This window comes from Kurthia populi (assembly GCF_042686175.1).
In the GTDB taxonomy this organism is placed as follows: Bacteria; Bacillota; Bacilli; order Bacillales_A; family Planococcaceae; genus Kurthia; species Kurthia populi.
This window is the reverse complement of sequence record NZ_JBHUOR010000007.1, coordinates 1-11,048: the sequence shown is the minus strand read 5'-3', so window position 1 is coordinate 11,048 and position 11,048 is coordinate 1. Positions and strand designations below refer to the sequence as shown.

12 protein-coding genes are annotated in these 11,048 nt (G+C 39.7%); 7 read left to right on the top strand and 5 right to left on the bottom strand.

Annotated features, from left to right (window positions below; genetic code table 11):
- The first annotated feature begins 459 nt into the window (after positions 1–459).
- The 4 genes from ACFSY7_RS01075 (at position 460) to ACFSY7_RS01060 (ending at position 3,799) form a co-directional block, all read left to right on the top strand.
- Positions 460–1,626 (top strand): RNA-guided endonuclease InsQ/TnpB family protein, encoded by a 1,167-nt coding sequence (locus ACFSY7_RS01075; protein WP_380146507.1) that lies wholly within the window; start codon positions 460–462, stop codon positions 1,624–1,626.
- A 170-nt stretch (positions 1,627–1,796) separates the two neighbouring features.
- Positions 1,797–2,006: a helix-turn-helix domain-containing protein gene (locus tag ACFSY7_RS01070; RefSeq protein ID WP_380146506.1), complete on the top strand. Its 210-nt coding sequence runs from the start codon at positions 1,797–1,799 to the stop codon at positions 2,004–2,006.
- 77 nt (positions 2,007–2,083) lie between these two features.
- Entirely contained in the window at positions 2,084–2,398 is a 315-nt protein-coding gene (locus ACFSY7_RS01065) for a hypothetical protein (RefSeq protein ID WP_380146505.1), read from the top strand.
- A 375-nt stretch (positions 2,399–2,773) separates the two neighbouring features.
- The gene (locus tag ACFSY7_RS01060; RefSeq protein ID WP_380146504.1) at positions 2,774–3,799 is read left to right on the top strand and encodes a threonine aldolase family protein; all 1,026 of its coding nucleotides are present in this window, start codon (positions 2,774–2,776) and stop codon (positions 3,797–3,799) included.
- A 305-nt stretch (positions 3,800–4,104) separates the two neighbouring features.
- Here ACFSY7_RS01060 and ACFSY7_RS01055 read toward each other — a convergent pair whose 3' ends face one another.
- Positions 4,105–5,145, bottom strand: a complete 1,041-nt coding sequence (locus ACFSY7_RS01055; RefSeq protein ID WP_380146503.1) for a beta-carotene 15,15'-monooxygenase — start codon at positions 5,143–5,145, stop codon at positions 4,105–4,107.
- A gap of 218 nt (positions 5,146–5,363) precedes the next feature.
- Positions 5,364–5,765, bottom strand: a complete 402-nt coding sequence (locus ACFSY7_RS01050; RefSeq protein WP_380146502.1) for a DUF3139 domain-containing protein — start codon at positions 5,763–5,765, stop codon at positions 5,364–5,366.
- Between the two features lie 75 nt (positions 5,766–5,840).
- On the opposite strand from ACFSY7_RS01050, the gene ACFSY7_RS01045 reads away from it, so the two are divergent.
- Positions 5,841–6,059, top strand: coding sequence for a hypothetical protein (locus tag ACFSY7_RS01045; protein WP_380146501.1), 219 nt, complete (start codon positions 5,841–5,843; stop codon positions 6,057–6,059).
- A gap of 100 nt (positions 6,060–6,159) precedes the next feature.
- Complete coding sequence (locus ACFSY7_RS01040; protein ID WP_126990440.1) at positions 6,160–6,849, top strand: ZinT/AdcA family metal-binding protein; 690 nt, start codon at positions 6,160–6,162, stop codon at positions 6,847–6,849.
- 127 nt (positions 6,850–6,976) lie between these two features.
- Here the strand turns inward: ACFSY7_RS01040 and ACFSY7_RS01035 are convergent, their stop codons facing one another.
- Both ACFSY7_RS01035 and ACFSY7_RS01030 read right to left on the bottom strand, forming a co-directional pair.
- On the bottom strand, positions 6,977–8,002 hold the full coding sequence (locus ACFSY7_RS01035) for an ABC transporter permease (protein WP_380146499.1): 1,026 nt from the start codon (positions 8,000–8,002) through the stop codon (positions 6,977–6,979).
- Positions 7,999–8,721, bottom strand: a complete 723-nt coding sequence (locus ACFSY7_RS01030; RefSeq protein ID WP_380146498.1) for an ABC transporter ATP-binding protein — start codon at positions 8,719–8,721, stop codon at positions 7,999–8,001. The genes ACFSY7_RS01035 and ACFSY7_RS01030 overlap by 4 nt, the downstream gene beginning before the upstream one ends.
- Positions 8,722–8,838: 117 nt before the next feature.
- Here ACFSY7_RS01030 and ACFSY7_RS01025 point away from each other — a divergent pair, with 117 nt between their 5' ends.
- A complete protein-coding gene (locus ACFSY7_RS01025) occupies positions 8,839–9,690 on the top strand; it encodes a Rossmann-like and DUF2520 domain-containing protein (RefSeq protein ID WP_380146497.1) in 852 nt (283 codons plus the stop codon).
- A 466-nt stretch (positions 9,691–10,156) separates the two neighbouring features.
- Here ACFSY7_RS01025 and ACFSY7_RS01020 read toward each other — a convergent pair whose 3' ends face one another.
- Positions 10,157–10,903 (bottom strand): hypothetical protein, encoded by a 747-nt coding sequence (locus ACFSY7_RS01020; RefSeq protein WP_380146496.1) that lies wholly within the window; start codon positions 10,901–10,903, stop codon positions 10,157–10,159.
- Positions 10,904–11,048: the final 145 nt, after the last annotated feature.

Genomic DNA, 11,048 nt, shown 5'->3' with positions numbered 1-11,048 from the left:
AATTAAGGCAAAATTAAAAATGAGCCCGGTACAATACCGAACTCATTTTATACAAGCTGCTTAAACAAAATAACCGTGTCTAACAATTAGGGGTCACTTCAAAATGTGCTTCCTGCTTTTCTCATTAGACGTGGGATTTTACAAGAAAGGCTTGAAGTTCTTCTGCCATTTCTGATAAATTGACTGCTGATATGATAATTAAAATGAGAGTATGTTTTGATCATAAAAACACTTAATTTTAACTTAATGCATTATTTATTTAATTATAATCATTAAAAAGATGTTGGTTCATTAAAAAAACAGGGTATAGACTTTTAAAGAGTTGTTTAATTAAACGGCATTCTTACAACAGGAGCGATTGAACAGTAAACAAAAACATTAACAAATGTGGATAAAAGCATCAATAGGTGTTTATGGCTTACGCAAGTACAAACAAAAAATACAAAAGGATGATGAGTTGTGAAACGTGCATACAAATTAGAAATCAAACCAACTAAAGAACAACGTGAAAAACTCATCAGAACCTTTGGTGTTTGTCGCTATGTCTATAACATGTACATTGCGACGAATCGTGTCAATTACGAAGAAGGTAGAAAATTCATGAGTGGTTATGACTTCTCGAAATGGTTAAATAACGTTCATACGAAACAAAACCAACAAGACTTATGGATTAAAACGGTATCAAGCAAGGCGGTTAAGCAAGCGATTATGAACGCTGAACGTGCTTATAAAAATTTTTTCAAAGGATTAAGTAAACACCCTCGCTTCAAGAAGAAAGCTAGACAAGATGTGAAATCGTATTTCCCCAAAAATAATAAGACTGATTTTGCACTAAAACGTCATCAAATCAAAATCCCTACGATTGGGTGGGTAACGCTCAAGGAGTTTGCTTATTTGCCTCAAGGCGCAATTATCAAAAGCGGTACAGTGTCACAAAAAGCAGACAGATTCTATATCTCGGTCTTATGTGAAGTTCCTGAATGTGATAAGCAAACACCTGAATCAGAAGGTATCGGTATTGATTTAGGAATCAAAGATTTTGCCATTATGAGCAACGGTAAGGTTTATGAAAATATCAATAAAACAGATAAAGTAAGAAAACTTGAGAAACGGCTAAAACAAGCTCAACGGAAATTGAGCAGAAGTTATGAACAAAATAAATTTAAAAAGGCAGGTGAAAACTGCTACTTTAACAATCGACAAAAACAAATCTGTCGAGTACAAAAGTTACATCAGCGTCTAGCAAATATTCGAGAAAATTATCATAAGAACATTGTGAGTGTATTGGTAAAAACCAAACCAGCATTCATTACATTAGAAGAGTTAAATGTTCGAGGTATGATGAAAAACAGACACTTATCAAAAGCGATTGCAAAACAAGGATTCTTCCATTTTAGAACAAAATTACAGATGAAATGTGAAGCGTATGGAATTGAATTACGCCTTGTGCATCGTTTTTATCCTAGTTCTAAGTTATGTAGCTGTTGTGGGCATAAAAAAGTAGATTTAACACTGAAAGATAGGGTTTATGAATGTGTAAACTGTCATGCAGTGCTAGACCGAGATTTAAACGCTTCTATCAATTTAAAACAAGCGACAGAATATGCGTTGTTAGTGTCCGTTTAAATGAATAAAGTACGGTGGGCTACATCGGAATTGAAGCCTGTGGAGAGTGATACAAACGTTAGTAGGGAGTACGTGCCGAGAACGCATTCTGAGAAGCAGGAAAAAGCTAGATGTATACTTTTGTATATGTTTTAGTAGCAGTATGATGCAACAGTATAGGAAGTGAACGTATGATTATTATTCGGTTAGACCGTATGCTGGCAGATCGCAAAATGCAGCTTAGTAAATTGGCGGAGCTTGTAGACATATCCGTTGTTAATTTATCTAATTTAAAAACAGGTAAAGTAAAGGCGGTTCGTTTTTCAACGCTAAACGCCATTTGCAAGGCGCTTGATTGCCAGCCAGGGGATATTTTAGAATATGTGGAAGAGGAAGAATAGGAAAGAAATGCGTCGTGGCATTTTGCTACATCTCACTATTAGAAAATATTATAATGTAATTTTAGAAGGAGCAATACATGATTACTTTTTTATCGTACAGCACACTTGTGTTAGTTGTACTTTGTTTTATACCGATAATGACTGGTAAATTGGAGAATAGTGATGCGTTTAAAAATATAATGTACGGTGCAATGATTGTGATTGTACTAGGCATTGTCCTCGTGAATTTTTTAGAGGCAGTTGATATCATCAAATCATTGCGGATGTTTTTCGTGCTTATTTTAGGAATTATTCTTTTAAATTACACGAAAGTATTTGGCGGAAAATCGTGGAAATGGTGGCTGCTTTATGCTGTCGTGAGTATGGCAGCAATCATTCTTTCTAATTATTGATGAAATTTTTCATATAACTAAGTTAGCGATGTTTACTCGTATTTGCGGCCATTGCGCTAGCGTGCGTACCATCACAAGCACATGCTAAAGAGGCGGTACCGGTAGTCGAATAGAAAAACGAGCATTCCTTTTATAGGGTGCTCGTTTTTTTAATGTGTGTTATTCGCCCACTTTAGATAATGCTGACTTCAGCTAGTAAAATAGATGTGAGCGTTGATGAGCTATTCCTACATTGCTGAATTTTTTTAATTAATTGGTTAACTTTATCAGCTAATTTGCTAGTATAGGAATACAATAGAGAGGAGTCTAAAAGCTTCCATAATAAAAGTATGCACAATATCCAATCTGTGCTAGAAGAAAAGGTGTGACAGAATAATGTTGAATTTTGAATGTGATTATTTAGAAGGTGCGCATCCACGCATTTTAGAAAAATTAATGGAAACCAATATGGAGAAAACATCGGGCTATGGCCAGGACCCTTATACAGAAAGTGCCGCGCAAAAAATCTTGGCGGCCTGTGAATGTCCAGCAGGGGAAGTACGCTTTTTAGTCGGCGGTACACAAGCAAATGCGACGGTCATTAATTCGATTTTACATACTTCTGAGGGTGTAATTGCTGCAGATACAGGCCATATTAGCACACATGAAGCAGGTGCTATTGAGGCGGGCGGACATAAAGTTTTAACAATCCCACAAGTAGATGGCAAGTTAACCGCAGCAGGCATTACCGCATATATGCAAGCCTTTTTAGCGGATGCAAGCCACACGCATATGCCACAGCCCGGTATGGTCTACGTATCGCATCCGACAGAATACGGTACCTTGTATTCAAAGGCGGAGCTTGAAGCGATTCATGATGTATGCCACGAATATGATTTACCATTATTCTTAGATGGCGCGCGACTAGGCTACGGCTTAGCGGCAGTGGATACTGACGTGACATTACCGGTTATCGCTAAAAACTGTGATGTCTTTTATATTGGTGGCACGAAGGTTGGTGCGATGTTTGGCGAAGCGGTTGTTGTGACGAAGGCCAATCACATCAAGCATTTCTTCACGACCATTAAACAAAATGGTGCACTATTAGCGAAGGGCCGTATGCTAGGTATTCAATTTGATGTATTATTTACCAATAACTTATATATGGATATTTCAGCACATGCTATTCGTTTAGCGGAAAAATTAAAGGCTAATTTACGCGAAAAAGGCTATCAATTTTTCTTTGAATCACCAACGAATCAGCAATTCGTTATTTTAGAAAATAGCGCGATGCAGGCACTTTCTGAAAAAGCGAAATTTAGCGTTTGGGAGCCCTTTGATGATACACATACAGTCGTTCGTTTTGCGACAAGCTGGGCTACAGAGGAACAGGATTTAGACGATTTACTTGCGCTATTATAATTGAAGATCTGAGACACTATAAAAAGACACTTTCAAAGGGATCTGATCCATTTTTGGAGGTGTTTTTTCATGGGTAAAAAACGAGTATAGTCATACAATGCAAAAGGAACAAGCGTGGCAGTTAGTGAAATAATCCATTTATTCGTTATGTGAAAGAGCGATAGATAAGGTAAAGGCGCATGAAGTAAACAAAAAAGGCGTTATTATGAGCATGTCCTCTAAAGGCAGCCCGCTATAACGCCAGCATGAAGCATTCGATTAGGGTGATAAATGCATGTTGATAAACGAATGCTCACTTTCAGATGTCAGTTCTGTGCGAGTAGTTTTTCTTTTTCATGCAATAGCTGTGCTTTAAATGCGTGCGGATCATCGGTTTTAATTGCGACATAGTGATAGTGCTTTTCAAAACCCATTGCGAGCGTCACTTTTTGTGGTTCGCGCATTTTTAATACTATATCTGGGTAGACCTTTTCAAAATCGCGGGTAATAAATTCGACCGTATCTTTTGTTTTCTTACGCTGTAGAAGAGCATCATCCTCAATGATTTCTTCAATCATCGCGACATCAATTTTGGCACGCTTCAGAAGACCAAGTGAGAGATAGACTGTTTGCCCTCGCATAACGGAAGGAGTCAGGCGCATTACTTGTAAGTCTGCAATAAAGAATAGCACCGAGTATATATTAAATGCTAGCAGAATCAGTGAGATAATCGGCGCCTTTTCGTGCAACCAGTAATGAATGCCAATCGTTTCAATGACAATCGCATGAATCATCATTAGCTGAAAGGCAACAAAACTCGATTTTTTATGTAGTGTAATGCCGTGTGGAATGGGCTTTTTCCAGCTTGCAAAGGCATAATAGAGCATTAATAATTCTGAGCATAGCACATGAATGATCGGGTTTTTCCGTACATGCTTATCGAGTGCATCACTGAAGGCGAAAAGTATCGGCAGCGAGCTAGTTTTCACATAGGCTATAATACGCGGGAAATACGTGATAAACCGAATGAGGAGAAAAAGCTCAATGACCACTAACCCCCCCTCTATCGCAACACCTACCCATGTAATTGTCGCATAGGGCGCGAGTAGATGCCCCGGAATCAAAAAACGTACAAACACACAGCCGATTGCCGAAAATAAAATTGCTTGCTTCCATGACAATCGATTGCGGTATAGCATCAACATAAGGGGGGCGACAATTAATAAATCAATGAGCGAGCCTAAAACGACGCCATTTGAATCCGTTGGCATAATATGTGTGCCAAATTGATAGAGCCAGATATTACTTAGCACAGTCAACAATAATAACCCAAGCCACAGAGGTTTGGTATATGTAATCCACGTCATTCAAAAACCCTCCTCTACGATTATATATTCCAATTATTACATATTAAGGGGTTTATGAACAGAAAAAATAAAGAGGCCGGGACATATGTGTAAAAATGCCTCCTCCTATGAGCATAAGAGAAACCGGAATCGCGCTGTGGCGCGGTTCCGGTTTCTCGTTGTGAACACTAAAAAAGGAACATGATGTGTTTTGTTCCAGTCACTTTATCTCACCGCGCTTAATCGCGATTTGCGTACATTGAGACACAGCTTTTTTCTGCGTGCTTTGTTTCTTTTGTAATGGTGTCTATTACGCCATCTTTATCAAAATCTTTTTCACAAAACTGCGTAATTTTTTTATCTTTTTTAGATAAACCATAGTAATAATGCATATGAGGTTCATCTTTAAATTCAAGCGTATAAATATCACCGTAATAATCATTGTTTATAAGGAATTTTGGATTTGCGAACAAATACATTGATGTAGCCGCCTTTGATTCCCCAGCTTTTTCAAGATGCGTTGGTAATTCCTTGTCCATTTGATATTTCACATATGGATTCCCGTTGATTTCTGCGTAAACAAACCACGCAATCGCACAAATAATCACAACAGGAATACCAATCATAAACCATTTCTTCATAATAATCTCCCTTTAAATACAATATATGGTACAATTTATTATATCAGAAAAATGACAAAAAAGGAGAGTTAATAAATGATTTGGATAAAAATTTGCTTATTGATTGTGCTGTGGGCGATGCTGATTGGTAGTTTTATTACTCAAAACTTTACGTATATGCCGCTTATTACATTATTTGTTGGCTTATTTTTCGCACTTGTTGCATACGAGATGTACAAGCGAAAAGCGAAGCGTGCATTTTTTTACGGCATTGCCAGTGTAGTCATTATTTTGTTTGCATTGTTTAGCTTTTAAACCATTCAGCGATGAGTGGTTTTTAATTTATCTATTTACAAATCGTAATCATTACGATATATTATAAAACGTAACAATTACGATTTAAGGAGTGGAACAAATGAAAAAGTGGAGAGCAGCAACAGCAGTAGTAGCATTAGCTTTCGTACTTGCGGGATGTGGGGAGGAAAAAACCGAGACACAGGAGCAAAAAACGGTTGCACAATCGACTGAAAAGGAAGAGACACACGCACATGATGAAAAAAGTGAAGCAGCTCAAAAAATCTATGAAGGCTATTTTGAGGATGGAGATGTACAAGACCGTCCGCTAACAAATTGGGCGAATAATTGGCAATCGGTCTATCCGTATTTGCAAGATGGGACGCTAGACGAAGTGTTTGAACATAAGGCAGCGGATGGGGATAAGACCGCTACAGCCTACAAAAAATATTATAAAGTGGGTTATAAAACCGATGTCACAGCCATTGATATTACAGCGAATACAATGACATTTTATAAGGGAAAAGAGAAAGTGACGGGTACATACGAGGCGGATGGCTATGAAATTTTGACGTATGAAAAAGGAAATCGCGGCGTGCGCTATATTTTCAAGCAAGTTGATGACGCATCCACTGCACCGAAATATGTACAATTTAGCGATCATATTATTCATGACGAAAAATCATCTCATTTCCATCTGTATTTTGGCGATGACCGCGCAAAATTATTAGAGGAAATGGATAATTGGCCAACGTATTATCCAGCTGATTTATCAGGGCATGATATTGCACATGAAATGATCGCACATTAGAAAAATGAGGCTAGGGCAAAACTAGCGTTCACAACGAAAAACCGGAACCGTGCCACAGCGCGATTCCGGTTTTTCGTATATTCATAGGAGAGGCTGTCTTTACACGTATGTCAAAGCCTCTTTGCTATTATAAACGGCGGAATTTTTTCATGGCCTGCATATTAATGAGGAACAAAATGAGCGCAAAGCCAAGTAGCCCTGCTAAATACATCCAGATGCCAGCGAAGCCGTCCCCATACACCATGATGCCCTTGATCGCCGCTGCGCCGTAGTAAATTGGCATAATATAGCATAAGTTGTCGAGATGATATGGAATTAAATCGAGCGGGATAAGGCCGGAGAAAAAGACCTGTGGAATAATGGTAAACGGAATAAGCTGGACGACTTGAAGCTCTGAGCGTGCAAAGACGGAAATCATCGCACCAAATGATACCGCAACAATTGCCAGTAGCACCATCGTGACAAAAATCCAACCAATATGCCCGGCAGAGCTTAAATCGAGTACATAAACCGCGTAGAAGACGATTAATATCGCCTGCACAACCGCAAAAACACTATAGCCAAGCGTGTAGCCTAAAATAACTTCACTGCGCTTAATGGGCGTCATTAATAGCCGTTCAAGTGTCCCGCCACTGCGTTCGCGTACGAGTGCCATACCGGAAATAATGAAAATAAGGAAAAACGAGAAAAGTGCTAAAAATACGTAGCCAAGCGAATCAAAAAGCGTTTGGTCTGCATCCCCGTATACATAGGAAATGTCCATTTTTGCTGCCGGATTGACGTTTGCCAGTGCATCCTGTATCGCCGTCATTGCTTTTGCGCCCTTTGTCGAAGATTCAACTAATGTAATCGACACACTACTGTCATTCAGTTCAAACAAGGCATCCACTGCTTCATGCTTTTTCAAATAACTTTCCGGTTCGTCAAATGCCTCGCTAGGTAATTTTTTGATATGCATATGCTGCTCTTCCATCGCTGTTACGAGTGGTTCAGGTAGACTTTCTTTCTCAATGCCAACAGTCGGCTTGTAGTTGGAATCCCCTAATAAAAAATAAACGAGCGTCAAAATGAGCAAGGGAGCGACTAAAATCATCATTATACTGCGTTTATCATTGACGGTTTGCTTGATGACGCGCTTCGCTAAATGCATCATAGACGAGCACCTTCTTTTTCACTCGTCATAATAAAGAGCTCCTCTACTTTTCCAGAGGTCGTACTAGCTAACAGGGTAGGAACGGCATCATAGGCGATTAGCCGCCCGTTGTAAATGAGCGCAGCCTTGTCACATTCCGTCACCTCATCCATGACATGCGTCGAGACGATAATCGTTGTACCCGCGCGCTTTAGCTCCTGAAATTGATTCCAAATCGTGCGCTTTAGCACCGGGTCAATGCCAACAGTTGGCTCATCTAAAAATAATATTTTTGGAGAATGTAAAATGCTTGCGGCGAGTGATAAGCGTTTTTTCATACCACCGGAGAAATCACGGACCATTTTTTTTCGGTGCGCGGTTAAATCAACGAGTGCTAGTACGTCATTCATCCGCACTTCAAGTGTTTCCTTTTTCATTTGCTGAAGCCCGCCGAAAAAGCGTAAATTATCCTCAGCAGATAAATCATCATACATCGCATCATTTTGCGGCATAAAGCCAATATCCCCTAGCATAGATAAATTAGGCATGTTGACGTCGTCGATTTTCACAGTTCCCTCGTCACCTACAATCACACCAATCATTAGGCGAATGAGTGTCGTTTTTCCAGAGCCAGATGGACCGAGTAGACAGCAAATTTCACTCGGTGGAATTGTCATCGAAATACCTTGAATGACCGGATGCTTTCCGAACTTTTTATAAAGATTTTCAACTTCTATCATCGTAAAACCCCCTTTGTTACAGCTTGTGTACCCGTTCATTGGATCGAAATATCACGCATTCGTTTTACAATCTTTACGTATAGCCCGTAAACTAAGGACAGAGAAGGGGGAATGAACATGACAATTGGATTTATTGGTGCAGGAAATGTGGGGACATCGCTCGGGCGTTATTTCATCACGCAGGGGGAAGCGGTTGCGGGTTACGCAAGTCGCACATTCGAGCATGCGAAGGAAAGTGCGATGCTGACGAATACAGACGCCTTTGCATCGACCGAGGAGCTTGTAGCGGCCTGTGATTGGCTATTTTTAACGGTGTCAGATAGTGCGATTGCCACTGTATTTCAAGAAATTGAGCCGCTGCTACGACCAGGGATGATTATTTTTCATTGCTCGGGTGCCGCATCGGCTCAAATAATGGCGACGAATGACACGCGCTCGTACGCTGTTGTGTCCTTGCATCCGATTTCAGCGTTTCCAGCAAAAACGACCGCACTTGATACATCTGTTATTTTTACGTTAGAAGGCGACAGCCAAGCTTGTGAAGATGTACAGCAAAAGATTACGTGCTGGGGGAATGAGGCACCGATTATTGACGCACCGCAAAAGGCGCTTTACCATGCGGCCTGTGTGACGTGCAGTAATCTTGTGAATGGCCTTGTGCATACGAGTCAGCAGCTTTTCAGTGAGGCAGGATTTTCCGGGGACATTGCACAGCAAGCCTTCCGTCAATTATTTTTACAAAACGCCCAAAATATTTATGATAAGGGACCAGTAGTTGCGCTAACAGGTCCTATTGAGCGCGGCGATCAGACGACAGTAAACAAGCATCTAGCGGTTATACCAAAAAAATATCAAAACACCTATCGAGTCATGTCAAAATCTGTACTAGAGGTAGCGAAATTAAAGCATCCATCACGTAACTATGAAGCACTCAGTCGTTCACTTGAAATGAATGAAAAGCCCAACTAGCGTGTTTTGGATACGACATAATTGAAAATATGTGCCAGTTCCACAAATGATTATCCTTTTTAAGCACATACAGCAAGTAATTATGAAAAAACTGACATTTATTGAAAAAACATATAGCGAAAAAGGAACTAAAACGGCTTGAAATCAGCTAAAATGGGTTAGAAATAAGCCTCTGACGGGTGTTTTTGAATCGCTTTTAATCGCCTAACGAAAATCGTTGAGCTGCTGGCATGACATTTATTAAAAAGGAGCTTTTGAGTGTTTCAACTGCCCATTTCTGTCCCGAAATCGACCGTTTCAGGACCAAAAAGGACCGTTTTCAGCCACTTTTGGGGAGTGTTTTGTTAAAAACCGCGTTGTCAATGCGCAAATCATTCGCATGAAAATGGCATTTTTCTTGTATTTGGCAGGATGTAATCATATTGTTACTAACACGCTAGGCCATTTTACAGCGTGCTGACGCTTATCAAAAAATAAGTCGTATCCAAAACACGCTTCCTGAGGTAATCAACGATTTCAAATGAATTATTTCTAATGAACGAACGCTAATAAGCAATAAAAATATTCCTCGCCAGTCTATAAAATAAAAATAAAACACGACATCGTATGTAAGATGTCGTGTTTTATTACGCATTTTTAAAGAGAGCCAGACTACAGGCAAAAAGAAAATCGCTGTCGCCGCAATGCCATGTGTAACAGATGTATAAAGGGCAATGAAGCCAATAAGAGGACCACCTGCAATTTGACCAAGCGCATCCACTTGTCCAAACATTGACAAAGTAGTAGCGCGTCCATTTGCAGGTAGACGTGTATTAATCATCACTGCAAGTAAAGGTTCATTCGTTTCTCGTAATGCAGAAATCAACCAGTAAAATAGAACAGCTAGAAGGAAATTACCACTATAGGCAAAGCCAATTAAGCATAGTACTAACAGGCTGTTTAGTAGCCCGAGCAATCGCGCATAATCCTTTTTAACATACAGTTCAATCCACTTTAATAATACGATATTGAGAATGTATGCTACGGCAAAAAGGGCACCAAACCAGTAAATCGCCTTTTCCTCATCAAGGTGAAACCCCTCAATAAAATGAGCACCTGATAATCGGTCGAAGCCTTCACTCGCAAGGCCAATAAACAAGGTGATCCAAACAATTGAGCGAAGTGTAGTTTGCTGTTTAATTTGCGCCCAGCCTTCTAGTAAAGTCGATTTCATTTGAGAGAAAGGGGATACTTGCTTGATCGAAACAGGTATATTGTCATAATCGCTGTTAAAATCCTCGATAATACCGTTTAAAAATTCCCCACTAATAACGGATAATCTATATTAGACAATATAGATTGGAAGTGTGGAGATGACG

What these genes read in the sequence shown, in the direction of transcription:
- ACFSY7_RS01055 (WP_380146503.1), bottom strand. Translation starts at nt 5,145, where the DNA reads ATGACGTGGATTACATATACCAAACCTCTGTGGCTTGGGTTATTATTG.
- ACFSY7_RS01025 (WP_380146497.1), top strand. Translation starts at nt 8,839, where the DNA reads ATGACAATTGGATTTATTGGTGCAGGAAATGTGGGGACATCGCTCGGG.
- ACFSY7_RS01065 (WP_380146505.1), top strand. Translation starts at nt 2,084, where the DNA reads ATGATTACTTTTTTATCGTACAGCACACTTGTGTTAGTTGTACTTTGT.
- ACFSY7_RS01045 (WP_380146501.1), top strand. Translation starts at nt 5,841, where the DNA reads ATGATTTGGATAAAAATTTGCTTATTGATTGTGCTGTGGGCGATGCTG.
- ACFSY7_RS01035 (WP_380146499.1), bottom strand. Translation starts at nt 8,002, where the DNA reads ATGATGCATTTAGCGAAGCGCGTCATCAAGCAAACCGTCAATGATAAA.
- ACFSY7_RS01050 (WP_380146502.1), bottom strand. Translation starts at nt 5,765, where the DNA reads ATGAAGAAATGGTTTATGATTGGTATTCCTGTTGTGATTATTTGTGCG.
- ACFSY7_RS01030 (WP_380146498.1), bottom strand. Translation starts at nt 8,721, where the DNA reads ATGATAGAAGTTGAAAATCTTTATAAAAAGTTCGGAAAGCATCCGGTC.
- ACFSY7_RS01060 (WP_380146504.1), top strand. Translation starts at nt 2,774, where the DNA reads ATGTTGAATTTTGAATGTGATTATTTAGAAGGTGCGCATCCACGCATT.
- ACFSY7_RS01020 (WP_380146496.1), bottom strand. Translation starts at nt 10,903, where the DNA reads ATGAAATCGACTTTACTAGAAGGCTGGGCGCAAATTAAACAGCAAACT.
- ACFSY7_RS01070 (WP_380146506.1), top strand. Translation starts at nt 1,797, where the DNA reads ATGATTATTATTCGGTTAGACCGTATGCTGGCAGATCGCAAAATGCAG.
- ACFSY7_RS01040 (WP_126990440.1), top strand. Translation starts at nt 6,160, where the DNA reads ATGAAAAAGTGGAGAGCAGCAACAGCAGTAGTAGCATTAGCTTTCGTA.